The sequence below is a fragment of the Nostoc paludosum FACHB-159 genome (assembly GCF_014698835.1).
GTDB classification, from domain to species: Bacteria; Cyanobacteriota; Cyanobacteriia; order Cyanobacteriales; family Nostocaceae; genus Nostoc; species Nostoc paludosum.
On sequence record NZ_JACJTU010000024.1, the window covers coordinates 113382 to 137346 of the forward strand.

The 23965-nt window shown below is 42.9% G+C and carries 21 protein-coding genes; 11 read left to right on the top strand and 10 right to left on the bottom strand.

Going from position 1 to position 23965, the window contains the following annotated elements:
* Nucleotides 1–103 precede the first annotated feature (103 nt).
* Nucleotides 104–1735: a CTP synthase gene (locus H6H03_RS23325; RefSeq protein ID WP_190957446.1), complete on the bottom strand. Its 1632-nt coding sequence runs from the start codon at nt 1733–1735 to the stop codon at nt 104–106.
* Between the two features lie 85 nt (nt 1736–1820).
* Here H6H03_RS23325 and H6H03_RS23330 point away from each other — a divergent pair, with 85 nt between their 5' ends.
* Both H6H03_RS23330 and H6H03_RS23335 read left to right on the top strand, forming a co-directional pair.
* Nucleotides 1821–3650 carry an N-acetylmuramoyl-L-alanine amidase gene (locus H6H03_RS23330; RefSeq protein WP_190957447.1) on the top strand — a complete coding sequence of 610 codons (1830 nt, stop codon included), beginning with the start codon at nt 1821–1823 and terminating at the stop codon, nt 3648–3650.
* Between the two features lie 13 nt (nt 3651–3663).
* The gene (locus H6H03_RS23335; protein WP_190957448.1) at nt 3664–3981 is read left to right on the top strand and encodes a helix-turn-helix domain-containing protein; all 318 of its coding nucleotides are present in this window, start codon (nt 3664–3666) and stop codon (nt 3979–3981) included.
* Nucleotides 3982–4305: 324 nt separating this feature from the next.
* On the opposite strand, the gene H6H03_RS40485 is transcribed toward H6H03_RS23335, so the two are convergent.
* On the bottom strand, nt 4306–4482 hold the full coding sequence (locus H6H03_RS40485; RefSeq protein ID WP_242057955.1) for a hypothetical protein: 177 nt from the start codon (nt 4480–4482) through the stop codon (nt 4306–4308).
* Nucleotides 4483–4641: 159 nt separating this feature from the next.
* Here H6H03_RS40485 and H6H03_RS23345 point away from each other — a divergent pair, with 159 nt between their 5' ends.
* The gene (locus H6H03_RS23345) at nt 4642–5043 is read left to right on the top strand and encodes a hypothetical protein (RefSeq protein ID WP_190957449.1); all 402 of its coding nucleotides are present in this window, start codon (nt 4642–4644) and stop codon (nt 5041–5043) included.
* A 75-nt stretch (nt 5044–5118) separates the two neighbouring features.
* On the opposite strand, the gene H6H03_RS23350 is transcribed toward H6H03_RS23345, so the two are convergent.
* Nucleotides 5119–5694, bottom strand: a complete 576-nt coding sequence (locus tag H6H03_RS23350) for a pentapeptide repeat-containing protein (protein ID WP_190957468.1) — start codon at nt 5692–5694, stop codon at nt 5119–5121.
* Nucleotides 5695–5717: 23 nt separating this feature from the next.
* Between H6H03_RS23350 and H6H03_RS23355 the strand changes: the two genes are divergently transcribed.
* Nucleotides 5718–6320 (top strand): YraN family protein, encoded by a 603-nt coding sequence (locus H6H03_RS23355; RefSeq protein ID WP_190957450.1) that lies wholly within the window; start codon nt 5718–5720, stop codon nt 6318–6320.
* A 70-nt stretch (nt 6321–6390) separates the two neighbouring features.
* Here H6H03_RS23355 and H6H03_RS23360 read toward each other — a convergent pair whose 3' ends face one another.
* Nucleotides 6391–6780, bottom strand: a complete 390-nt coding sequence (locus H6H03_RS23360; RefSeq protein ID WP_190957451.1) for a hypothetical protein — start codon at nt 6778–6780, stop codon at nt 6391–6393.
* A 247-nt stretch (nt 6781–7027) separates the two neighbouring features.
* Here H6H03_RS23360 and queA point away from each other — a divergent pair, with 247 nt between their 5' ends.
* Together queA and H6H03_RS23370 are read left to right on the top strand one after the other, a co-directional pair.
* Nucleotides 7028–8239 (top strand): tRNA preQ1(34) S-adenosylmethionine ribosyltransferase-isomerase QueA, encoded by a 1212-nt coding sequence (queA, locus tag H6H03_RS23365; protein ID WP_190957452.1) that lies wholly within the window; start codon nt 7028–7030, stop codon nt 8237–8239.
* Between the two features lie 167 nt (nt 8240–8406).
* Nucleotides 8407–9576 carry a tetratricopeptide repeat protein gene (locus H6H03_RS23370; protein WP_190957453.1) on the top strand — a complete coding sequence of 390 codons (1170 nt, stop codon included), beginning with the start codon at nt 8407–8409 and terminating at the stop codon, nt 9574–9576.
* A 334-nt stretch (nt 9577–9910) separates the two neighbouring features.
* Here H6H03_RS23370 and H6H03_RS23375 read toward each other — a convergent pair whose 3' ends face one another.
* Both H6H03_RS23375 and H6H03_RS23380 read right to left on the bottom strand, forming a co-directional pair.
* Complete coding sequence (locus H6H03_RS23375) at nt 9911–10606, bottom strand: potassium channel family protein (protein WP_190957454.1); 696 nt, start codon at nt 10604–10606, stop codon at nt 9911–9913.
* Between the two features lie 321 nt (nt 10607–10927).
* Nucleotides 10928–12262 carry a TrkH family potassium uptake protein gene (locus H6H03_RS23380; RefSeq protein ID WP_190957455.1) on the bottom strand — a complete coding sequence of 445 codons (1335 nt, stop codon included), beginning with the start codon at nt 12260–12262 and terminating at the stop codon, nt 10928–10930.
* Nucleotides 12263–12522: 260 nt separating this feature from the next.
* On the opposite strand from H6H03_RS23380, the gene H6H03_RS23385 reads away from it, so the two are divergent.
* Nucleotides 12523–13365, top strand: coding sequence for a methyltransferase domain-containing protein (locus H6H03_RS23385; RefSeq protein WP_190957456.1), 843 nt, complete (start codon nt 12523–12525; stop codon nt 13363–13365).
* 253 nt (nt 13366–13618) lie between these two features.
* Here the strand turns inward: H6H03_RS23385 and H6H03_RS23390 are convergent, their stop codons facing one another.
* From H6H03_RS23390 to H6H03_RS23400, 3 genes are all read right to left on the bottom strand, one after another.
* Nucleotides 13619–14035: a hypothetical protein gene (locus tag H6H03_RS23390; RefSeq protein WP_242057956.1), complete on the bottom strand. Its 417-nt coding sequence runs from the start codon at nt 14033–14035 to the stop codon at nt 13619–13621.
* A gap of 264 nt (nt 14036–14299) precedes the next feature.
* On the bottom strand, nt 14300–16549 hold the full coding sequence (locus tag H6H03_RS23395) for a tetratricopeptide repeat protein (protein WP_190957457.1): 2250 nt from the start codon (nt 16547–16549) through the stop codon (nt 14300–14302).
* Nucleotides 16550–16648: 99 nt separating this feature from the next.
* Nucleotides 16649–17083, bottom strand: coding sequence for a hypothetical protein (locus tag H6H03_RS23400; RefSeq protein ID WP_190957458.1), 435 nt, complete (start codon nt 17081–17083; stop codon nt 16649–16651).
* Nucleotides 17084–17438: 355 nt separating this feature from the next.
* On the opposite strand from H6H03_RS23400, the gene H6H03_RS23405 reads away from it, so the two are divergent.
* Complete coding sequence (locus H6H03_RS23405; RefSeq protein WP_190957459.1) at nt 17439–17813, top strand: hypothetical protein; 375 nt, start codon at nt 17439–17441, stop codon at nt 17811–17813.
* Between the two features lie 695 nt (nt 17814–18508).
* Here H6H03_RS23405 and ileS read toward each other — a convergent pair.
* On the bottom strand, nt 18509–21391 hold the full coding sequence (gene ileS / locus H6H03_RS23410) for an isoleucine--tRNA ligase (protein ID WP_190957460.1): 2883 nt from the start codon (nt 21389–21391) through the stop codon (nt 18509–18511).
* A 299-nt stretch (nt 21392–21690) separates the two neighbouring features.
* Between ileS and H6H03_RS23415 the strand changes: the two genes are divergently transcribed.
* The 3 genes from H6H03_RS23415 (at nt 21691) to H6H03_RS23425 (ending at nt 23875) form a co-directional block, all read left to right on the top strand.
* Complete coding sequence (locus H6H03_RS23415) at nt 21691–22041, top strand: DUF433 domain-containing protein (protein ID WP_190957461.1); 351 nt, start codon at nt 21691–21693, stop codon at nt 22039–22041.
* On the top strand, nt 22016–22378 hold the full coding sequence (locus tag H6H03_RS23420; RefSeq protein ID WP_190957462.1) for a DUF5615 family PIN-like protein: 363 nt from the start codon (nt 22016–22018) through the stop codon (nt 22376–22378). Before H6H03_RS23415 ends, H6H03_RS23420 begins: the two co-directional genes overlap by 26 nt.
* 105 nt (nt 22379–22483) lie before the next feature.
* Nucleotides 22484–23875: a TldD/PmbA family protein gene (locus H6H03_RS23425; RefSeq protein ID WP_190957463.1), complete on the top strand. Its 1392-nt coding sequence runs from the start codon at nt 22484–22486 to the stop codon at nt 23873–23875.
* The last annotated feature ends 90 nt before the right edge of the window (nt 23876–23965 follow it).

The window sequence follows — 23965 nt, forward strand, 5'->3', positions numbered from 1 at the left end:
ACCCTATATGCCAAATGTACCCAAGCCCTAAGTTAATGTTGCTATGCGCCGATTCAAAATTCAAAAAAATAATTATGAATTATGAATTACGAATTATGAATTATTAAGACACCTCCAATGGTGTTGGTGTACCAGAAGTTGACAGAGAAATCGCCGCTTGAATGAACCCTTTAAATAAGGGGTGAGGGGCACTGGGGCGGGATTGAAATTCTGGATGAAATTGGCAAGCAAGAAAGAATGGATGCTTGGGTAATTCCACAATTTCAACTAAACGTCCATCAGGAGAAGTACCACTGATCGCATAGCCAGACTTTAGCAACAAATCGCGGTAAGCATTGTTGAATTCATAGCGATGTCGATGTCGTTCATAAATTACATCTTCTTGATAGAGTTTAAAAGCGAGAGTATCAGGGAGAACACGACAGGGATATAGTCCCAAGCGCATTGTACCCCCTAAATCTACAACTTCTTGTTGTTCTGGCAATAAATTAATTACTGGGTCAGTTGTATAGGCGTCAAATTCAGCACTATTGGCGTCAGTTAATCCCCCTACGTTTCTTGCCCATTCAATCACAGAACATTGCATTCCCAGACATAAACCCAAGAAGGGAATTTGGCGATTCCGGGCATATTTAATGGCGGCTATTTTGCCATCTACTCCCCTGAGTCCAAAACCTCCTGGGACAACTATGCCGTCTACACCTTCAAGGTGGGTTTCGGCTGGTTCAGTTTCCAAAATTTCTGAGTTCACCCAACGCAGGCGCAATTTACCATAGGTGGAGATTGCAGCATGATTGAGCGCTTCAACAACAGATAAGTAAGCATCACTTAACTGCACGTATTTACCGACAATGGCAATTTCTACTTCGTGTTTGGGACTATGTAAGCGTTTTACCAGGGTTTGCCACTGGGTTAAATCTGGTGTACGCTGTTCCATTTGCAGCAAGTCGAGCACTTGTTGTGCGAGTCCTTCCCACTCTAGATTCAACGGTACTTCATAGATACTTTTGGCATCTTGGGAAGTGATGACACATTCTTCTGGGACATCACAAAATCCCGACAGTTTTTGCTTTAATTTTGTGGGTAAGGGGCGATCGCTCCGACAAACTAAAATATCTGGTTGAATACCAATAGATCGCAATTCCTTGACTGAATGCTGTGTTGGCTTGGTTTTCATCTCACCCGCAGAAGCAATCCACGGCACCAGCGTCACGTGCATGTACAAGACATTCTGCCGTCCCACCTCTTTGCGGAACTGACGAATTGCTTCCAAAAATGGCAGCGATTCGATATCTCCCACGGTACCGCCAATTTCTGTAATCACTACAGATGGATTTGTACTTTTAGCAACTCGCAGAATTCGTTCTTTAATTTCATTGGTGATGTGGGGAATCACCTGTACTGTGCCACCTTCATAGTCTCCGCGTCGTTCTTTATTGATGACTGCTTGGTAAATTGAGCCAGTAGTCACGCTGTTTAATCGCGACATCGAAGTATCAGTAAAGCGCTCATAATGTCCCAAGTCCAAATCTGTCTCGGCACCATCCTGGGTAACGAACACTTCCCCATGCTGAAAGGGACTCATCGTCCCAGGATCTATATTGATATAAGGGTCGAGTTTGAGAATCGACACTGAATATTCCCGTGACTTGAGCAAACGCCCTAGACTTGCTGCTACAATGCCTTTGCCAATACTGGAGACTACGCCTCCAGTTACAAAGATAAACTTAGTCATAGTAGTTTGAATTTCTAACAACTTCTAAAAATACATCCCGTCATTGTGCCATAGTGACTGTGGTCAAATCTTCCGCACTCTTGCTGTGAAAAACCTCTTAGGATTAGTAATATTAGGCTGTATTCTCACCTCCTCCTTAGCCTTGGCAGAGCCATCTCTTCTAATCGTTTTTCCCCAGACAAACTACCAAACAAGTGCCCAAAAAATCTTTTTTCTGGGCACAGCACCTCCTGATGGACAAGTTTCGATCAATGGTAAGCCAATAAGCCGCAGCAAAGCTGGTCATTTTTCTCCGAGTTTACCTTTGCAGTTGGGAGAGAATCTGTTTACTGTGCGTCACCGCGATCGAGAACTCCAGATTAAGGTGACAAGGCTTGCCACTGTGCCTGAACTTCCACAGGGGTTGGCCTTTGCAAAAGATTCCCTGACTCCGGCAGCTGACATTACCAGACTACCAGGAGAACTTATTTGTTTTAGCGCGATCGCACCCCCTAACGCCAGTGTATCTGTCCACCTAGCTAATCAAACTGTTACCCTTTTGCCCCAACCCCAGCAAGCCCAACTACCAAGTAATTTGGCAGCTTTGACGGGACAAAATCAGCCTCATGGCCAGTCTAGCGTAGGTAAGTATGAAGGTTGCACTACACTGCAACAACCTGATACTAATTCCTTAAGCCTAATTTACGGCAACAACATCATCTCTGGTGCTGTTGTTCCAGACTCAAGTCAAGAGGTAGATTTGGGACAACCTCAGTTTAAACTGACGCTCAATGGCAAGACCATAACTCAACCAGGAAATGGTAAAGTTCAAATCCTCTCAAGAGCAAACTTACCAGTTGCTGAGGTGACGGTAGACGCAGGTGTAGCACGCACTGGCCCTAGTACCGATTATTCTCGACTCACACCATTGCCTAAAGGCACACGAGCCACGGTTACAGGTAAGGAAGGTGAATGGTTGCGCCTAGACTATGGAGCTTGGATTAATAGTCAGGAAACCCGCACTTTACCCGGTGCAGTTCCGCCACAAACAATAATTCGCAGTGTCGGATACCGTCAACTCCCTGGTGCTACAGAGATGGTTTTCCCCTTACAAGTCCCCGTACCTGTGAGCGTACAACAGAGCGATCGCACTTTTACTCTCACTCTCTACAATACTACTGCCCAAACGGACATTATTCGCCTGGACAATGACCCCCTAATTTCTCGCCTAGATTGGCAACAGGAGACACCAGAACGAGTAAAATACACCTTTAACCTCAAAAAAGCTCAACAGTGGGGATATAAGCTGAAATACGACGGTACAACCCTGGTTTTAGCTTTGCGTCATCAGCCAGAAATCGGGAACACAAGACGAAAGCCTTTAGCTAATCTCAAGATTGTACTAGATCCAGGGCATGGAGGTAAAGAATCTGGTGCCAGTGGGCCAACTGGATATTTAGAAAAAGATGTCAATTTGCTAGTTTCCAAATTGTTACGGGATGAGTTAGTGAAGCGAGGGGCGACGGTGGTGATGACGCGGGAGGACGACAAGGAAGTTTCTTTAGTAGAACGTCAAGCAATTATTAGTCAAGAACAACCAGCGATCGCTATTTCCATACATCACAATTCTCTACCCGATGATGGCGATGCTGAAAAAACCAAGGGATTCGCTGCTTTTTGGTATCAACCCCAAGCCCACAGCCTAGCAATATTTTTACAAGACTATGTAGTTAAAAAACTTGGCAGACCTTCCTATGGTGTGTTTTGGGATAACCTAGCACTGACACGTCCGGCAGCTGCGCCATCGGTGTTGTTGGAATTGGGTTTTATGAGTAATCCTGATGAATTTGAACAGGTGGTGAACCCAGAAGAACAGAAGAAAATGGCAAAAGCGATCGCTCAGGGGATTACTGAGTGGTTTAAAACTGTGAGATAAATTTGGATTTGCAATGCCGAAGAAGAAATCAGCGATTCTTGAAGCCGTTCACGAAACGGCTACGGGGCTGCACAAGGCTGGATTGATCGATCGGACTACATTGCGTGAATTATACAGCCTGTGCTTGTCTCCAATTGAACCGCTAGAGCCTGAGCAAATTAAGCAAATACGCGAATCATCTCATGTCAGCCAAGCAGTATTTGCTGCAATTTTGAATACAAGTCTATCAACGGTTCAAAAGTGGGAAATCGGTCAGAAGCGTCCCAGTAGCACTGCCCTTAAGCTGTTGCACCTAGTTAAGAAGCGGGGATTGAATAGCCTGATTGATTAAGGGTTATTTTTGAGGAAAGTGACACTATGAAAATCAGTTATGACCAAGAAACTGACTCACTTTATATTCGCTTAGTCGTATGAAAATCGCTCAATCGCACGTACAAACGTAGTATGTTAATAAAATTATTCCAGAAATGCGATCGCAGCTACTCGATATTAATGATGAGATGCGATCGCACTTTTTTATAAATCTACTCTGTTGGTAAATCTAACTTTGCAAAAAATTTTTACAGTACATTTCAAATGACCATTCCTGTTCTGAATCATCGAGAGCCGCTCTCACTGGTGTCAAATCTGCAAAGTTTTTAGGTTTTGATGCCGTTTATGCAGTTGGTGGAACATTTCTCAGGACATCACCCCACTGCCAAACCCAGAAGATAGAGCAATGCAGAAGATAGCACTCTTGAAAATTTTTCACAAACGTACCATCAGACTGTGGTAGTTGAGTGCGATCGGGGAACTGAGGCGGGATGGCTAGATCGGCAAGTGTTTCACTCATACTTGTCTTAATGACAAATTTATGTAATGCTTTACCCTTGCCACAAGGCATTAGGAAATATTATAACACCTTGCTATATCTGGATTTCAGTGCTTGTACAGTGCCAAAATCCCTTGAATTGCGAGTAGAAATATATGAAATCTTATATTTTTAAAGTTTATGTCTTTTAAGCTAGGTGGCATTGTGGGAGCGATCGCTATTTTATTAAACAGTGGGGCAGCGTTCGCCGAAGGTGTTGGCGTAGCGATCGCTGAAAATGCACAAAGGTATGTTACTGTGGGTCACGATAAATTAGGAAATGACATAGCCCTAGACACAACAAGTATTAAAGGCACAACATACAAACTGTACGGCATCTATGGAGATGGCATCTTCGAGACTACATTCGATGCATCGTGTACAGAATCACGGCTTTTTCTTAATCGCATCGCGATTTACGGTTCCGAGGGAGAGCTACTTCAAGAGGATAAGGAAACAGGAGAAATACCTTTTGTCGCAGATTCTTCACCAGGCAAAGGAATGCAATTTGTCTGTGAAAAGATTGGCGCTCGTGGTTGGTAGAGGAGTGTTGAGTGAGGAGTTAGGAGTGAGCAGTGAGAAATTATTCTCCCCATCTCCCTCCCCACACTCTACTCTCTATGGACAAAACAACGTATCACGCGTTTCTCGTCCTGTTGTTGGATTAGTGCCTTTGGCAACTTTGCACAGTTTTTTTTGTTCATCTGGACGTAGCAGCACATCGGTAAAATCTGCTCCGTCAATGATTGCACCATCAAACTTGGTGTTAGCAGCAAACGCCCCCTCCAAAATTGCATTTGTCAAATTTGTTTTGATGAGGCGAGCTGAGTCTAAAGTGGCATTTCTCAAGTCAGAGCCTTCCAAATTCGCAGACTCCAAATTTGCTGCAAAGAAACTGACACCACTTAAATTAGTATGGCTGAAGTTGCTCTGGCGAAGATTAGCTTTGGTAAAGCTGGAGTCTGTTAAATCACGTCCTGAAAAATCAGCCCCGACCAAAATTTCTTTGTTATATTCGAGTGCCAAAGCGTTGGGAGCAAAACCTAAGGTTAGCGTGACGCCAACTATTCCCCAAAGAAATAAGCTGAGTATGCTTGCCCAAATCAAATAATATCTTTTACGCTTCAACTGTAACTCATTATGGAATGAGTTGAGCTGAGAAACTGTAATGCGATCGCTTAACCTAGAATTCATGGAATTCATGATGTTTTTAGTCAATGACTAACCTTCCTCCATCTCATTATCCGAAATCTGGTCATTTTGGAGAAGACTTAGTAGCCCAATGGTTGCAATCTACAGGTTGGGTAATTCTACATCGTCGCTTTTCTTGCCGCTGGGGAGAAATTGATATTATCGCCGAACATCCCAGAGGAGGCAAAGAGCAGGAGAGCAAAGGGGCAGAGGAGCAGAGGGGCAGAGGAGACAAGGAGAATAACTCCTCACTCCTGACTCCTAACTTTCCAATGCCCAATGCCCAATGCCCTATGCCCCATGCCCAATCAATATTGTCATTTGTTGAAGTTAAAACCCGCAGTTCGGGCAGTTGGGATGCAGGGGGAAGAAGCGCAATTACCCCACAAAAGCAAGCTAAAATTTCGCGTACAGCTGGAATGTTTTTAGCCCAATACCCTGAAAAAGCAGATTATCCCTGCCGATTTGATGTTGCCATTGTCTACTGTCAGGAAATATCAAAAAAGATGACTGGGGTTACAGCTACTCAAGAAGCTCTCGCTACTTCATCAGCCGCCGGATATGAGTATAGGCTGCAAGAATACATTCCCGCAGCTTTCGACTGTTTAATTGATAATGACAATGGTTAATCGGTAACGGATAAAATATTTTGATTACCAATGACCAATAATTTTGTACTATGGTGATAACCAAATCGGATCACGCCAAAGTTTCTGGACAGTAGCCTAAGCCCCGGACAAACTGTTGCCGAAAAGCCTCGATTTCATCTCTTTCTGGGCTACCATGAGAGACTATCGCTACCTGATAACGGCGCATCACATCCACAGGGCACTGTCCTGCTTCCAAACTCCAAAGTGCCATCTGTACCCTCATTGGTGGCTCGTAGCTAATTCCTAATTCATTTAGAAAAGCCCGAAAGTCACCATCTTCTTGAGGCGAGACTTGACTTCTGAGTTTGATCCTAACCACCCAGCCATCAATTTGATGAATTACGGTGACGAACGAAACAGGTGTTTGGGGTCTGGCGTGCAGGTATTGAACCACCCTCAGAGTTAGACTGGCATTAGCCAAATAATACAAATATTCCATGTTTGTTGGTGCTTGGGATCAAAGCCAATCCTACATATCTATATTCGTAAATCTATGCTTGTTCCCGGTAGGGTAAAAGCCCCCGTTTTTAGATGGGGAGGTTTACCCAAATTTTATGTTGAATTTTGCGTGTTACCTAATAATATGTATCTTTTGGAGTAGAAATAAAATTGAGCAGTAATCTCATGGAGCTGCTTATAAGCGTAAGCTCAAACTCACTTTTTTCCAGCAGTATAAATACTAATAAATGAAGCCAGAAATATCACAAATTAATTTCAACAACACTTTTAGTTCACAAACAAATGATTTGGAATTAGATTGTTCTGTAGCTGGGTATGACTATGAACTACCTCCAGAACTGATTGCCCAAAACCCAGCATTCCCTAGAGATAGCTCGCAGTTATTGGTGGTTAATTCTCCCACTACAGGCATCGAAACAGCACCTCTAAACCACATTTTCCGAGATTTACCTGCACTGTTGCGGCCTGGTGATTTGTTAGTAATGAATAATACAAAAGTTATTCCAGCGCGGCTTTATGGTCATAAATCCACTGGTGCCCAAATCGAGGTTTTGCTATTGGAAGAGAGACAACATAACTGTTGGTTAGCTTTAGTTAAGCCAGGAAAACGCTTTAAACAGGGAGCGAAGATTTTTTTTGAAGTCAGGCAATTAGGGATTAGGCATTGGGAAGAATCTTCCCCAGCCCCCAGCCCACAGTCCCCAGTACCCAATCCCCAACTGACGGCTACGGTTTTAGAAACGGATGCCGCAACTGGGGGGCGTTTGTTGCAATTTGATGTGCCAGAAGGAAAATCTTTAGTGCAACTGTTAGAGGTTTTTGGTGAAGTGCCGTTACCGCCTTACATTACTGCTTCCGAAGCTGCTAATGACCAGTATCAAACAGTTTATGCCCAAAAACCAGGAGCGATCGCAGCGCCTACGGCAGGATTACACTTTACCCCAGAATTATTACAAAAGTTGTGCGATCGCCGAATTAATCAAGCTTTTGTGACACTACATGTAGGTGTGGGTACATTTCGTCCTGTAGAAGTGGAGGATGTAACTACCCATCAAATGCATGAAGAATGGATTGAAGTTCCCGCTACTACAGTAGAGCAAATTCGTGCTACTAAAGCTGCTGGCGGTAGGATTATTGCTGTGGGTACAACGGTAGTACGAGCTTTAGAAGGGGCAGCTCAATCCGGGCATTTAGAACCATTTTGTGGTAAGACAAACTTGTTTATTTATCCGGGTTACCAATGGCGGGTAGTTGATGGTTTAATTACGAACTTTCATCTGCCACGTTCGAGTTTGTTGATGTTGGTTAGTGCCCTCGTTGGCAGACAAAGGTTGTTGAAGATATATAATGAGGCGATCGCCTCTCGGTATCGTTTCTATTCCTTTGGTGATGCAATGCTAATTTTACCAGAAGGCGTAACAGCCTTCAATCAAGGGTAAGAGCAATATCTTTGGCTTAAATTCTTATCTGCACACACCCTGTGATTATTTACCATTTTTCTAGAAATGCTGCTGGAGTTTTAATTGTGATGAAAAATTTTTGATTTGTAATTTTTGCAGCTGTGGTGGGTACTCTGACTTATAAACATATAAGCATAAGTACAGGTATGCCACTCGTGTCTAAAAAATCTCAATCTCATCAGTGGTTACGTTGGTTTTTGAAGGTGGCATTTTACAGAAGTCGTGGTCAGCAAAAACCGTTGTTCAGACTTCTGTTTGCTTCCTCTGTATTTTTGGTATTAGCTGGGACAATTATTAATTACCCAGGAAGCAAGCTGCTAGCACAAAAGCCGATTTCTCAAGACCTAGAAGCAGCAAGCTTTTTCCAACAGGGAGTCATGCGCTATAACCGCAACGATTTACAGGGTGCAGAATACGCGTTTCGCCAAGCATTGCAGAAAGATTCTAACGTGAGTGCAGCGCGGAACTATCTAGGTAATATATGCTTGCAGCAAAATCGCTTAGATGAGGCTGTGCAAGAATATGCAGAGGCGATTAAAGTCAATCCCAATTTTAGTGAAGCTTATTACAACTTGGGATTAGTGTTGCATCGACAAGGAGAAAAACAAGCAGCGATTACTGCTTATCGCCAAAGTTTGGTAATTAATCCGACAAACCCTACAACCTTGTATAACTTGGGTTTGGTATTGTATGAACAAGGACAATTACAAGAAGCGATCGCTGCATATCAGCAAGCAATTAATCTCGATAACAGCAACGCCAACGCTTATTTTAACTTAGCGATCGCTTTGCAAGAGCAAGGAAATATAGAAATGGCGATCGCTACCTATCGCCAAGCCTTACAGCTAAATCCAAAAAATGCCACAGCCTACAACAATATGGCAAGTTTGCTGGCAATTCACGGTCAACCTGCTGAGGCGATTTCTGTTTATCGCCAAGCCATTCGCCAAAATCCGAAAAATGCTTCAGTTTACTATAACTTAGGAGTAACTTTATATAATCAGGGCGACATCAAAAAAGCGAACGGAGCATTGAAACGTGCCCATAATGAATATCGTCAGCAAGGCAACATTGAACAAGCCGAGAAAATTGAACAACTAATGCAGCAAATTGCTCAGAAAAAAGAGCAACAGCAACCTCAAGTTAATCAAGCTGCTACTCCCTCCCAAACTCCAGAGTCTACAAATAAGCTAGAACAAACACCTGTGCCAGAGACGCAAAATCAACTAGAAACTCCTAGCGAAACGCCCGCCAGCCCCAGTGATGTACCTGTTTCAGTTGAACCACAGTCTAGTTCAACCAGTTCAGGACAGTGAAGAAGTTAGAGTGGGGAGGTGGGGAGGTGGGGAGGTGGGGAGGTGGGGAGGTGGGGAGATGGGGAGGTGGGGAGATGAAAGAGAGAAGAAGATAAGGGGAGAATAACTCCCCATTGGTGTCAACTTAAGTTCAAACGCTTATTGCACAGCCCTTTTACCCCACCCCCAACCCCTCCGCTTGCCAAGGGGAGGGGAGGTTTTGCGTCAGCAAAGCCAGGGTGGGGTAACGCGGATCTTGATGGTAAGTGAGTAGAACTAGCTCATCACGTTTTCATCAGGGTTTCACGTTAAGTTGACACCAATGATAACTCCCAAATCCCAACTCCTAGCTTATTCAAATCGGCAAACGATTGATATCTCTGTTGCAGCCAATAACTACCATTGCTGAACCACGTTCTAAACGTTTAGTTGGGTCAGGATTAATTTGAAATTTACCATCCTGACTCACCGCTAGCAAATTTAAACCGTAGCGGTTGCGAAGTTGAAGTTCGGTGATTGTTCTGCCGTGAAATTCATCAGGCACAATTAACTCTACAATACTGTTATCTGGGTCGAGGTCAAACCGATCTAAGATTGATGGCTTGGTGAGTGTACGCGCTAGGGCACAACCCGCTTCATATTCAGGAAAAACAACATGATCTGCTCCTACTCGCCGTAACAGTTTACAGTGAACTTCACTAGAAGCTTTAGCAACTACATGGGGTACACCAGCCTCTTTGACATTGAGAGTGGTTATAATGCTTTCTTGAACGTAGTTACCGATCGCTACAATTACGGTATCAAATTCAAAAATCCCAGCTTCTTTGAGTGCAGCCGGTTCGGTAGAGTCTAGTTGCAAAGCATGACCAACTATTTCCTCAGTCAATGCTTGAGAAACTCGTTTTTCATCAATATCTGTTGCTAGGACTTGATAACCGAAATTGTGCAATGTCGAACAAACAGATCTACCAAAACGACCTAACCCAATTACCGCAAATTGGTGGTTATCTTTACGTAAACTGCGAAAAAAACCTAACGATGACAGATTCACAGTTGTTATCCTTATTATGGCTCCCTGTATTTAGGGCAAAAAACGGCTATACCGCGTGAATTAAAAATTTAATTTTTGCCTTAGAATGTATATTTTATCAAGAAAGGTAGAGGGCAGAGGCAGGAGGCAGGAGGCAGAAGGCAAAAGGCAGAAGGCAGGAGGCAGAAGTTCTTTAATGCAAGAATTTTGTTAGCGCAGCAAAGCCGTGTCCGCGTACTCCTAGACAGAAGCAAGCTAAGCGTAGCGTCTCGTAGAGAGCGTTATGCAAGAATTTTGAATTGATTTGTCTCCCTTATCTCCCCATCTCCCCGCGTCCCCTAACTATCCCACTAGTAAGTTTTCTTCAGGATAATGAATATTAGTAGGTCGTGGGTCTCCCAGTATCGCGGACATCAGTAGTAAAACACCTACTCGCCCAACATACATGGTAATAATTAAGACGAGCTTGGCTGCTGTGGAGACAGTTCCTGTGATGCCTGTGGAAAGCCCGACAGTGGCGAAGGCTGATACTACTTCAAACAAAATTTGAATAAAATCTAATGTTGGATCTGTGAGACTTATTAAAATAGTCGCTAAAATCACAGTCGCTACTGAACCCACCAATACACCCACAGCTTTCAAAATTAAAGATATCGCTATCTTACGTTCGTATAATAAAACTTCTTCTTTACCCTGAAGAATGCTTTTGGTGCAACTTGTCAAGACTCTTAGGGTTGTTGTTTTCATGCCCCCTCCCGTACCACCTGGACTTGCACCAATAAACATCAACGCAATAGTAATAAATAAACCAGCGGTGGTCATTTTACTAATATCAATAGTATTAAAGCCAGCAGTTCTCGGTGTGACTGATTGAAACCAAGCTACTAATATCTGGTCGCGTAAATTCAATGAACCAAATGTTGTAGGGTTTCTAATTTCTATACCGAAAAAAGCTATTGTTCCTAGAATTAGCAATATAATTGTTGTGCTGGTAGCGACTTTAAAGTCTAAAGAAAGTACTTGTGTTTTGATTTTTTTGAGAATGCGATCGCGCAACCAAATATACATCTCTAAAATTACCTGATAGCCAATTCCCCCAAAAATAATCAACATTGTAACAGTGAAGACTACTAACAAAGATGATTGGTAGCCTATCAAGTTATCTTTAAACAAACTAAATCCAGCGTTATTCCAAGAATTGACACTATGAAAAATCGCTAACCACAGTCCTTCATTCCAACCATACTTGGGAACAAAAGCTGGTAAAAGTAAAAATACACCAGTAATTTCAAAAATTAATGTTGTGGCAATAATTGAGCGGATAACTTGACTGCTACCACTCATCCCTGGTCGGTCTAAAGCTTGCTGAATTGCGATTTTTTGGCGCATATCAAACTTACGTCCTATGAGCAAAATCAGAAATGTGGTGGTTGTCATGTAACCCAATCCGCCAATCTGAACTAATAGGGCAATAAAAAATTGACCCCAAAAGGAAAAATAAGTACCAGGGTCAACTACTGATAAGCCTGTGACGCAAACTGCGGATGTAGAAGTGAATAGTGCCACAATCAGGTTATTCCACGTACCACCGCTAGTTGAAAAAGGCATCATCAGCAGGATAGTTCCGATAGCAATAACAGCAAAAAATCCTAAACAAATTGTCCGAGCAACAGTCATAGTTAATTCAAAATTCAAAATGAAGAAATTAGATTTAATATGGGTTAGCACATGGTTAAATCTGTAACCCTATTTAGAATAATTGGTATAAATTAGACCGAGGACAGTTGATTGAGGGAAATTTGAGAAATTTTTCCCCAGAGGATAGATCGTGGTTTACCTTCTCTGAAACAAAAATACCTTTATTTAATTAAAAACATACATGGTAGCCTACGATTATGTTTTTTTTAAACAATGCTTTGTCTTGAGACTGTTTTTTCATGAGTGCAACACTTTACCAGCGAATTCAACAATTTTACGATGCTTCCTCTGGTCTGTGGGAACAGATTTGGGGGGAACATATGCACCACGGCTACTATGGGGCTGATGGTCGTGAAAAAAAAGACCGTCTTCAAGCGCAAATTGACTTAATTGAAGAATTACTCACTTGGGCGGGGGTAAAGACGGCTGAAAATATTTTGGATGTAGGTTGTGGTATTGGTGGCAGTTCTTTATATTTGGCTCAAAAGTTTCATGCTCAAGCTACAGGGATTACATTGAGTCCCGTGCAAGCCGCCAGAGCAACGGAACGTGCTTTAGAGGCGAATTTGGGTCAAAGAACAAAATTTCAAGTGGCAAATGCCCAAGCAATGCCTTTTGATGATAATTCTTTTGACTTGGTTTGGTCGTTGGAAAGTGGCGAACATATGCCAGATAAAACCAAGTTCATGCAGGAGTGCTATCGGGTGTTGAAGCCTGGCGGTACGTTGATTATGGTGACTTGGTGTCATCGTCCAACTGATGAGTCACCACTAACGGCAGATGAAGAAAAGCACTTACAGGATATTTATCGGGTGTATTGTCTGCCTTATGTAATTTCTTTGCCAGAGTATGAAGCGATCGCCCGTGAATTACCATTAAACAATATCCGCACTGCTGACTGGTCGCAGGCTGTTGCCCCATTTTGGAATGTGGTTATTGATTCGGCATTTACTCCCCAAGCGCTTTGGGGTTTACTCAATGCTGGTTGGACTACCATCCAAGGGGCGCTGTCACTGGGGTTAATGCGTCGTGGTTATCAGCGCGGGTTAATTCGGTTTGGCTTGCTGTGCGGGCGTAAATAAATATTGGTTATTAGAAGACGCGATAAATCGCGTCTCTACAAATGGTTTATTTGTCGCATTCTTTTTTGAGATTGGTGTTATTCAAACATCACATTAATATAGGAATCCTATTTGATTGTTGAACTAAATTCTGTACACTTTCATTTTCTATAACTATCTTGCCTATTGCCTATTGCCTCTTGCTTGCCCAGCTATTGAGATAGATTACACTAGACCAAAAATTAATTATTGATTATTTAACAGACTTTTTGTATTAAAACTGAGTAACTGTTAGTTTAATGCCAGAATCGAGTTTAGGAACCTTGAAATACTCAACTGGCTCATAATTTTGATTTCTTCGGGCGTTTGTTAGCTGCGGACATTCCTTGAAGAATGACTCTGGGTTATTGAGGATTTCCAGCGGGTTTATTTTTGCACATTCTTGGTCTTGGACTCCTGAAATAGATTGAGAAGTTGGTCTGAGATTAAAAGTTTGTCCGCTAAAATTTCTCCATTTAGTATTAATGGAGGCAGGTTGAGTCAATAAAGCTTGAGCCTCATTGCGTTGGCGCAGCCCGCCGTAGGCATCGCCTGTTGCATTTGGAACATTTTCTTCGTTACCATAGGCACTCTGGGGGAGAGCAAGGGCGCTCATCATAACGATTAAGGGAATAGAGAAGGATTTCATCATTAAATTTCTCAAGCTTGTCAGTTTAATAATTACAATTACTGAGATACAGATACCGAAAAATAGGAGCCTAGTTTTAATACTTCTTAAAGCATATCCAAAGAGTAAAGCGATCGCCATGCACTGAATGGGTGAAAATTCTTATGGGTCATGGGGCGCTTGTACTGAGCTTGTCCTGAGCGTAGTCGTTGGCGCAGATTTGAAGCCCCTCGATTAAACAAGAAGCCCGTAGGCATTTAGGTCAGTCTATCGCTTGAACCCAGCTTTTTAATTACGAATTAATTTCTTAGCCAATCGCCACAGGAAATAAAAAGGTAATATTAATATCGCTAACAAGATTTGCACAAACTGACTTAACCGACGTTTCCAGATAGCACGGGGAGTAGACTGGCGTTGCAGGATTGCTAGATTTTCTCGAATTGTCGCTGTAGTGGGATGATTAACGCCTAACACTCGTTGGCACATTGCCACGGCTTCAACGTACAGAGGTTCGGCTTGGCTGTAGAGTCCTTGGCTTTTGTAGAGGGAAGCTAAATTGTTCAAGCCACCAGCCACATTAGGATGACCGTCTGGAAACAGACGCTTTGTCATTGCTAAGGCTTCAATGTAAAGAAATTCGGCTTCACCATACCTCCTTTGGCTATTGTAGAGTAATGCTAAATTGTTCAAGCTATTAGCCACGTGAAGATGGTCGCCTACAAACAGGCGCTTTTTCATCCCCAAAGCTTCAATGTATAGAGGTTCGGCATCACTGTATTGCTTTTGGTTATTGTAGAGGAGAGCTAAATTGTTCAAACTAGTAGCTACATTGGGATGATCGCCTGGAAACAGACGCTTTGTCATCTCCAAGGCTTCAATGTATAGAGGTTCGGCATCACTGTACCGCCCTTGGGAACGGTACAGTGCTGCTAAATTGTTTAAGCTGCCAGCCACGTTGGAATGGTCGCCGACAAACAGGCACTTTGTCATTTCTAGGGCTTGGATGTAGAGAGGTTCGGCTTTACCGTACTTTCCTTGACTATAATAGAGCGCTGCTAAATTGTTCAAGCTAGTAGCCACATGAAGATGGTCGTCAGCAAACAGGCGCTTTGTCATTTCTAGGGCTTGGATGCAGAGAGGTTCGGCTTGAGTGTACCGTCCTTGGCTATGATAAAATGCTGCTAAATGGTCTAAGCTAGCAGCCACATAAGGATGGTCATTGGCAAACATAAGCTCGCAAACTTTAACGCATTTCTTATACCAAGGTTCTGCTAATTGATATAATCCTTGTCCCTCGTAAAATCTTCCCACCCCGTCAAATACCCAAGCTACTCCATCATTAGGGACTGACGCTGAATAAATTATCTGTGCCTCTTTTGCTTCTTCTATCTCTGCAATTAAACGGTTTCCCAGGTCTTCGAGATGGGGAATAACATTCCTCAAGCCTTCGATATGCTTAGAGGTGGGTGAAGCGGGAAGTATTTGGACAAGGGCTATCATAGCAGTGGCGAAGGTTGTTTCCAAAACTGCTTGCATCTCGCCAGCCTCGGCTAACTGCCCTTGCAAAAACCACCGCACTAAGGCATGAATTTTATAATATCCTTCGCTGTCTTCTACTAGTTGCAGCAAGTTACGCCCGTAGAGTTGCTTTTTAGCTGCGTTTAATTCATCTTCTGACCAAATTAGCTGTCTTTGTTCCTGATTTTCTGTTTCCCCTCCACTTGTTGCTACCCAAATAACCAAATCCCAAAGAATCTGTACGGGAGAAAATAAACTCAAAAATATTCCTAGTTGTTGTGCCAATGGGTCGAGTTTTGACCAAGTTAAAGCAAAGGCGGCTTTGACTCCCATTTGAGTTGACGTGAGAGTTTCCCGGTTTTGTAAAGCTGCTTCTGCTAATTTACGTTCTTGCAATCGCCCAAACATGATATCTAAAGATATGTCCGGGTCGCGTAGTAAATAGCCTCCCAATAACTCTATGCCCAAGGGCAAATATTCCAGACATTCACATATTGCGGTTGCGGCTTGTGGTTGATTTTCAACTCGCCTATCTTCTTTCCCCAACAGTCGTTTTAACAGTTCTAAGGCTTTGCCTGGTTCTTTTTGCGGCGAGAGAACATCTAAGGAAATCTCTTGAATAAAATTCGCGTCTAAATGCCGCAGTCGAGTAGTAATTAAGACTCGGAAACGGTTATCCTTGGGAACGACTTGGCGAAGGTTGTCTAAATCAGTTACGTCATCGAAGACAATTAAAATCGGCAAGTTAGAGTTAGGATATTTAGACCAACACCAGGCGATTTGTTCTTGAAGGCTTAAAAGTCTGCCTCCTAATTCTTGGGGAATTTCCAAACCAAACTGCAATGAGAAAAACTCTAAAACTTCGGCGGCGAGATTGCTTTCTCTATCGTTAAACCAGGCAATTCCCCCATAATCTTGTTCGTATCGTCTGGCGTATTGGGTAGCTAATTCAGTTTTGCCCACGCCACCCATTCCCGCTATTGCTACATAATTTCCGCGCTGCAAGTCTTCATGCACCATTGCCAGTTCCGTTTCTCGCCCGACGAAATTAACAGAACCGCGATAAGGAATAGATTTTGTGGGAGTTAACTTTGTCCGTTTCCCGTCAGACGACTTTGGTCAGTTAAAGGTGACTGGGGCGTTAAATGTATTGCCTTGGAAAACATTCTTTATCTCATCTGCCAAATTTTGATAGTTAATACTATTTGGCTGTTGCGGCTGGGACTTCAGCGTATCGGCAAATTCTTGTATAGATTGAATAAATTTAGGATTTGGTTCGGCTTTAGCTGCTTGTGCCAATTCCTCTACAGCTTGAGCCACTTCAGGATTAGCCTTAGCCGCAGATTCCACCTCTAGCACAGCCTTGCCATAATCGAGTCGTTGTTCTGGTGCTTTCTCTATCGCTACTACAGTATTAGGAGACTGTTTTTTGAGCGTGACGAGAAACTTAGCAGTCTTATCCCATAAGGCTTCACCTACCTTTTCGCCCGTTTTTTCTAAGGCTTTGGTGGCTATTACAGAACCAATAGCGATCGCCGCAGTCTCAAGTATCATATACTGCCTTAACGTATGTGTATTCTATTTACCTAATTATTAACACACCGTCTTTGCTCTAAATTCCGTAATTTTCAGCCCTGATGACTTGCAGTCGCTTAATACAAGTGTTTTATTAACAAAACCACGAGTTTCATCAACAAAACCATAGGTTTCATCAACAAAACCATGCGTTTCATCAACAAACTCATGCGTTTCATCAACAAACTCATGGGTTTCATCAACAAAAGCATAATTTTTGTGATAAATACTGAGCTTTATGCAATATTAAATACTAATTTATGAGTAATTTACTGAACTAAGATACAGCTTTAGTAAGACAAACTAGGTATAAAGCAATAAAAAGGATACATTTATGCCTGCTCAAAAACGTACATACCGCGTTTTAGAAAAAGCTGAATTAAGAGTAGCGGGATTTAAAGCGATCGATCCCAATATGGATTTTGGAGATATTCGCAACTTGCAAAACGTGACACAACTAATTGAGCAGTACCGTAGCAAGATAGATGCTTATAATACTGCTTTAGCCGTGATTAATTCTTCTAGAACTGAAATGGAAGAATTAGACAAAAACTTAAACGATCTGATTGAGAAAATGCTGATTGGTGTCGCTTTTAAATACGGTAAAGACAGCCGTGAATATGAAATGGCGGGTGCTGTTCGCAAAAGCGATCGCATCCGCAAAAGTCAGGCGACACGTTTGAAAAAGTCCGAGCAAAAAGACAATTAGAATAATTCGTAATTCGTAATTCGTAATTCGTAATTGTTATTCTAATTACGAATTACGAATTTATTTTGTTATGGCGTTTCCTAGTCTGCTGAGGTACTGAGTACCGTAATGCGCTTAGACTCTGCGAGCCTTTGCCTTTAAAAACAAAAGTTTGTGTACTTCACTTAACTAAGAATCGCTATATTCTAATTACGAATTACGAATTACGAATTACGAATTTATTTTGTTATAGCGTTTCCTAGTCTGCTGAGGTACTGAGTACCGTAATGCGCTTAGACTCTGCGAACCTTTGCCTTTAAAAACAAAAGTTTGTGTACCTCACTTAACTAAGAATCGATATATTCTAATTACGAATTACGAATTACGAATTACGAATTTATTTTGTTATAGCGTTTCCTAGTCTGCTGAGGTACTGAGTACCGTAATGCGCTTAGACTCTGCGAACCTTTGCCTTTAAAAACAAAAGTTTGTGTACCTCACTTAACTAAGAATCGATATATTCTAATTACGAATTACGAATTACGAATTACGAATTTATTTTGTTATAGCGTTTCCTAGTCTGCTGAGGTACTGAGTACCGTAATGCGCTTAGACTCTGCGAACCTTTGCCTTTAAAAACAAAAGTTTGTGTACCTCACTTAACTAAGAATCGCTATATTCTAATTACGAATTACGAATTACGAATTACGAATTTGTTAAAACTCTCCGGCTAAGGCTGCAACGCATCTTTCGCAAATTAGCGGATGTTCTTTTGATTCTCCCACGTGGGTGGAGTAGTTCCAACAGCGATCGCACTTTTCCCCGTCAGCATTCACTACACCAATTACCCAGTCTTCGGTCTCGGCTGTATATTTTACTTGTTGCAGTGCCTCAGCAGAATCTAATAATTCCACTTGGGATGTCAGCAATAAATACCGCAGTTCGTCAACGCCGTTACCTTTAGCTGGGTTAAAGGCTTTAATTGCATCGCCTAATTGTTTGTGAGGGATATGAATTAAAGCTTTTGCCTCTAAGGAAGAACCAATGAGTTTTTCGATTCTGGCTTGTTCCAACACCTTGTTAACATCGGTGCGGAGTTTTCGCAACGCTTCCCAAGATTCGGCTAATTCTTCATTGCGCCACTTTTCGTCCACCTGCACCCAACCGGCTTCAAACACTGATTTGTAAGGTGTTTTGTAGGGGAGATATTGCCAGATATCTTCGGCAGTATGACATAATACTGGAGCGATCGCTCGTGCTAAATTCTCTAAAGCTATCTTCAGCACTGTTTGACAACTGCGACGGCGGAAAGCATTAGTAGCACTGATGTACAGCCTATCTTTGGCAACGTCTAAATAAAAGTTGGATAAATCCACCACACAGAAATTCTGCACTGTTTGGAAGAAGCGGAAGAACTGGAAACTATCAAAAGCTGCTGTCACTTCTTCAAACACTTCAAGGATGCGGTGCAGCATATAGCGGTCGAGTTCTGGCAATTCTTCAAAAGGTACTGCATCCTTTTCGGGGTCAAAATCATCGAGGCTACCCAACAAAAACCGCGCCGTATTGCGAATCTTCCCTCTAACATCATTCAATTGCTTGATGATGTTTTTCCCAATGCGGACATCCCCAGAGTAGTCTACCGACGATACCCACAATCGCAAAACATCTGCACCGTAAGGCGGTTCTACTTTTTGATTTTTGCCGCCTTGAATGATTGTATTGGGGTCAACTACATTGCCTTCGGACTTACTCATTTTCCGGCCTTGTTCGTCCAAAGTAAAGCCGTGAGTCAAGACAGTTTTGTAAGGCGCACAGTCATTCACCGCCACACTAGTAAGCAAACTTGACTGGAACCAACCGCGATGTTGGTCGGAACCTTCCAAGTAGATATCTGCGGGGTAGCATAATTCTGGACGCTGTTTAGCCACAGCTGCCCAAGATGAGCCAGAATCAAACCAAACATCCATTGTGTCTGTACCTTTGCGGTAAGACTTGCCATTTTGGCGATATGATTCTGGCAATAACTCTTCAACTGAAAGTTCCCACCAAGCATCGGAACCTTTCTCAGCGATAATTGCTTGCACGTGGTTGATAATTTCCTCGTTCAGCAACGGTTCGCCGGTGGCTTCATCGTAGAAAACCGGAATTGGTACGCCCCAAGCACGCTGACGGGAGATACACCAATCAGAACGTTCCGCCACCATCGGCGTGATGCGATTTTCGCCTTGGGCTGGAATCCATTTTACAGTAGCGATCGCCTTCAGCGCCTCTTCTCTAAATCCTTCCACGGAAGCAAACCATTGCTCCGTAGCCCGGAAAATCGTCGGCTTTTTCGTCCGCCAATCATAAGGATACTTATGTTGATAAGGTTCTTCCTTCAACAAAGAACCTTTACGCGCCAACGCATCAATCACAGCTTGATTCCCATCACCCAGCACATTCAACCCAGCAAACTCTCCCGCCTCTGCGGTAAAATTCCCGTTGTCATCCACCGGCGCAAGGATAGGCAAACCATAACGCTGACCAACAATGTAGTCTTCTTGACCGTGCCCTGGAGCAGTATGTACCAACCCAGTACCCGACTCAGTAGTAATATAATCGCCACCCACAACCACCGGACTTTCCCGGTCAAACAAAGGATGACGATAAGTACTATGTTCCAAATCGCTCCCCTTAACCGTAGCTTTTACGGTCAACTCAACACCCAGCGTCGCAGCTAACCTCTCAACCAACTCCGCCGCCACAATCAAATACTTGAAATTACTTTGCGCCTCCGCGTCTTTGCGTGATACCTCCACCACCACATAATTCAAATCCCCATTCACCGCCACCGCCAAATTCCCCGGAATCGTCCAAGGCGTAGTCGTCCACACAGCCACACCCAAATCCGGCAAATATTCTCCCAGCAGCGATTTCACGCCTTCCCCAAGACTGGTAACAGGAAACGCCACATAAATACTCCGGGAAACGTGACCTTCTGGATATTCCAACTCAGCCTCCGCCAAAGCAGTTTTTGAGCTAGGACTCCAATGAACAGGCTTCAAACCCCGATAGATGTAGCCTTTTAAGAACATCTGACCAAACACGCCAATTTGCGCCGCTTCATATTCCGGCTTCAGCGTCAAATAAGGATGTTCCCAGTCACCCCAAACACCATAGCTTTTAAAACCTTGGCGCTGGTCATCTACCGCAGCTAAGGCATATTCTCTAGCTTTTTGTCTCAGTTGCAAAGATGTTAAGTTTTGCCGTTCCGCTGACTTCATGTTTTGCAGAACTTTTAATTCAATTGGCAAACCGTGACAATCCCACCCAGGAACGTAGCGAACTTTACGCCCTTGTAGGAGTTGGTAACGATTAATAATATCTTTAAGAATTTTATTTAAGGCATGACCGACATGAAGCGAGCCATTAGCGTAGGGCGGCCCATCGTGCAGTATAAATAATTCGCCTGGGTTTTCTTTAGAGAGGCGATCGTAAATTTTATTATCTTCCCAAAATTTTTGGATTTCCGGCTCACGCTTGATGGCGTTTGCCCGCATCTCAAAGTTAGTCTTGGGTAGGTTTACAGTATCTTTGTAGTTTCCTGATTCGGTCACAGTCTCATGCCTAAATTAATTGAGCAGATTTTATCAATTATAGAAGATGTGATGAAGACCAAAAAATCAACTTGACAATTAGTTAGTAAGTTATTATACAAGTTGCCCTAAATAACGGGCGCAAATATTCCTATGACGGTAAACTGCTGAGTGGACACATAAGGATTATGACTAATGCTTTTAATAAAACTATTTGCAGTCAACTTCTAGTAGAGTTTGAGTCTGAAGAAAAATACGATCGCTCAAATTAGCCCAATGCTACGATCGTAGAAGAAACATAGCATCAGCCTCAGCTAAGTATGCAACTTGAAGACTACTTTAACTTTCTTGCTCCGGATGATATTCGACTTCAGGGAACACGGGTAGGAATTGAAACGATTTTGTTTGACTACCTATTCCGTGCCAAAACTCCAGAAGAGATTGCCAAAACTTACACCTCATTGACTTTAGAACAAGTCTATGCAACCATTCTCTACTACTTGCATAATAAACAAGCGGTAGATGCCTACATGACAGATTGGCTAGAGTGGAGCGATCGCATGAGAGAAGAACAACGCCGAAATCCCAACCCAGTTGTAGAGAAACTACGAAAATTAAAAGCTGAAAAAATGGCGATTCAAGCTGATGGCGCTGAAATATCTTATAGATGAAAATGTCGATCCAATTTACACAATTCAACTTCGCCGTCTCAAGCCCGATCTATTTGTAATGGCAATTGGTGACTTAACCACTCCAAAGAAAGGAACTCTAGACCCAGAAATTTTGCTTTGGTGTGAAGAAAATAATTGTATTCTAATCACAAACAATCGCAAATCGATGCCAGTTCATTTGGCAGATCATCTAGCAGCAAATCATCATGTGCCAGGAATATTCATCCTGAATCCGAAATTAAGCGTTGGTGAAAATCTTGAGCAGTTATTTTTGATCGCTGAAGGTTCGCTTGATAACGAGTATCAAGACCGAATAGAGTTTCTTCCTCTCTTCTAGGAAGTAGTTACACTTTGGCATTCATAAGTGAACTGGAAAATAGAGTAGCAGAAGTTCCCAAATAATTGCAAAATAAAGGCAGTTCGTCATTATTATTACCTGGAAATGCCGACTACACTTGCTGACGCACAAAATCTACTTTCTGACCTCATTGCCCGTTACTCAGAACGTGTAGATTATCTGATGATTCGCCTTGAAGAAGCAGAAGGGACTGATATCTTGTTGCGTGGCGACAAGGTAGAAACCCTCAGTGAAGGCATCTCCATTGGCGGACATATTCGCGCTTGTTATAAAGGTGGATGGGGGTTGAGTTGCTTTAACCAGCTTTCCACCATTCAGGAGCGTATCGAAGAAGCGATCGCTGCGGCGCGGATGGTTGGTGATGAAGAAACTATACTCGCACCCATTGACCCGGTGCACGTAATATGCAATCTGCCTTTGGTCGGCACAGATCCGCGAAAAATCTCACTTTCGCAGAAAAAAGAATTATGCGATCGCTACACGGAATTGCTCAAAAGTGTCGATCGGCGAATTACCACAACCTCGGTGCGCTATGGAGACAGCGCCCAACGAGTGATTATCGCTACCTCTGAGGGCACTTTAATTGAGCAATCTTGGGTAGATATGGAAATGCGCTTTGCCGCCACAGCCAAGAATGGCGAAACTGTACAAACTGGTAGGGAAACCACTGGTTCTCGCAAAGCTTATGAAGATTTAACTAATTTAGATGAACAAATCCAAAGTGCAGCTCAAAGAGCGATCGCAGCTTTATCTCTGCCATCAGTCAAAGGCAATACCTACACCGTAGTCATTGACCCAATTCTGACTGGTTTGTTTGTCCACGAAGCCTTCGGACACCTTTCTGAAGCAGATATGGCTTATGAAAACCCAGATTTATTGGAAGTGATGACCATTGGGCGACGGTTTGGCCCAGAAGAACTGCAAATTTTTGATGGTGCTGCCCCAGAAGGACATCGCGGTAGTTATTTTTACGACGATGAAGGCACCCCTGCCACCACTACTCAACTAATTAAAGATGGAGTCTTGGTTGGACGTTTGCATTCTCGTGAAACCGCAGGAAAATTAGACGAAACACCTACGGGTAATGCCCGCTGTCTAAACTATCACTTTACTCCCATTGTGCGGATGACAAACACGTGGATTGAAAGGGGTGAAACACCAGTCAAAGACTTATTTACTGATATTAAAGAAGGAGTTTATGCCCGCAATTGGTTGGGTGGAATGACGAACGGCGAAATGTTCACTTTCAGTGCTGGGGAAGCGTGGATGATTAGAAACGGCAAAATTGCTGAACCTGTGCGCGATGTGACACTTTCAGGAAATGTATTCCAAACTTTAGCCGATATTGAGGCAATTGGTGATGACTTTTATTGGGATGAATCTGGCGGTTGTGGAAAGGGAGGTCAAAACGGCTTATCAGTAGGCTGTGGCGGCCCAAGTTTACGAATTCGAGATGTAGCATCCGTGAGAGGTTAAGGTAATTGCACATTTGTCAAGAGGGTGCAGGAAAAGGAGATAAATCCAGCCTGGAGACTGGTTTTCGTAGGGCTTTAACAACTCCTAAAT

Coding starts and splice junctions, on each gene's coding strand:
- H6H03_RS23325 (WP_190957446.1), bottom strand. CDS start 1,735: ATGACTAAGTTTATCTTTGTAACTGGAGGCGTAGTCTCCAGTATTGGC.
- H6H03_RS23335 (WP_190957448.1), top strand. CDS start 3,664: ATGCCGAAGAAGAAATCAGCGATTCTTGAAGCCGTTCACGAAACGGCT.
- H6H03_RS40485 (WP_242057955.1), bottom strand. CDS start 4,482: ATGAGTGAAACACTTGCCGATCTAGCCATCCCGCCTCAGTTCCCCGAT.
- H6H03_RS23345 (WP_190957449.1), top strand. CDS start 4,642: ATGTCTTTTAAGCTAGGTGGCATTGTGGGAGCGATCGCTATTTTATTA.
- H6H03_RS23350 (WP_190957468.1), bottom strand. CDS start 5,694: ATGAATTCTAGGTTAAGCGATCGCATTACAGTTTCTCAGCTCAACTCA.
- H6H03_RS23355 (WP_190957450.1), top strand. CDS start 5,718: ATGACTAACCTTCCTCCATCTCATTATCCGAAATCTGGTCATTTTGGA.
- H6H03_RS23360 (WP_190957451.1), bottom strand. CDS start 6,780: ATGGAATATTTGTATTATTTGGCTAATGCCAGTCTAACTCTGAGGGTG.
- queA (WP_190957452.1), top strand. CDS start 7,028: ATGAAGCCAGAAATATCACAAATTAATTTCAACAACACTTTTAGTTCA.
- H6H03_RS23370 (WP_190957453.1), top strand. CDS start 8,407: ATGCCACTCGTGTCTAAAAAATCTCAATCTCATCAGTGGTTACGTTGG.
- H6H03_RS23380 (WP_190957455.1), bottom strand. CDS start 12,262: ATGACTGTTGCTCGGACAATTTGTTTAGGATTTTTTGCTGTTATTGCT.
- H6H03_RS23385 (WP_190957456.1), top strand. CDS start 12,523: ATGAGTGCAACACTTTACCAGCGAATTCAACAATTTTACGATGCTTCC.
- H6H03_RS23390 (WP_242057956.1), bottom strand. CDS start 14,035: ATGATGAAATCCTTCTCTATTCCCTTAATCGTTATGATGAGCGCCCTT.
- H6H03_RS23395 (WP_190957457.1), bottom strand. CDS start 16,549: ATGGTGCATGAAGACTTGCAGCGCGGAAATTATGTAGCAATAGCGGGA.
- H6H03_RS23400 (WP_190957458.1), bottom strand. CDS start 17,083: ATGATACTTGAGACTGCGGCGATCGCTATTGGTTCTGTAATAGCCACC.
- H6H03_RS23405 (WP_190957459.1), top strand. CDS start 17,439: ATGCCTGCTCAAAAACGTACATACCGCGTTTTAGAAAAAGCTGAATTA.
- H6H03_RS23415 (WP_190957461.1), top strand. CDS start 21,691: ATGCAACTTGAAGACTACTTTAACTTTCTTGCTCCGGATGATATTCGA.
- H6H03_RS23420 (WP_190957462.1), top strand. CDS start 22,016: ATGGCGCTGAAATATCTTATAGATGAAAATGTCGATCCAATTTACACA.
- H6H03_RS23425 (WP_190957463.1), top strand. CDS start 22,484: ATGCCGACTACACTTGCTGACGCACAAAATCTACTTTCTGACCTCATT.